The organism is Bacillus sp. GbtcB10 (genome assembly GCF_019091365.1).
Taxonomy (GTDB): Bacteria; Bacillota; Bacilli; order Bacillales; family Bacillaceae; genus Bacillus; species Bacillus altitudinis.
This window is the reverse complement of sequence record NZ_JAGXJP010000449.1, coordinates 1-231: the sequence shown is the minus strand read 5'-3', so window position 1 is coordinate 231 and position 231 is coordinate 1. Positions and strand designations below refer to the sequence as shown.

The window sequence follows — 231 nt, the reverse complement described above, 5'->3', positions numbered from 1 at the left end:
ATTAACGTTGGAATGGCACATAGAGGCCGTTTAAATGTATTAGCCCATGTGTTAGGAAGGCCATATGAGATCATTTGCACAGAATGACAGCATGCGCCTAATAAAGAGCTTGTACCATCAGAAGGCACTATTGGCATCAGCTACGGATGGACAGGGGATGTAAAATATCATCCCGGTGCTGCCCGCCAAATCAAAGATGAAGAAACAAAGAGTGCAAGAGGCACACTTGCC

At 45.5% G+C, this 231-nt stretch carries 1 pseudogene; it reads left to right on the top strand.

Annotated elements, in window-relative coordinates:
- Positions 1-231: pseudogene (locus KVT11_RS20795) on the top strand (thiamine pyrophosphate-dependent enzyme); the annotation flags it as partial.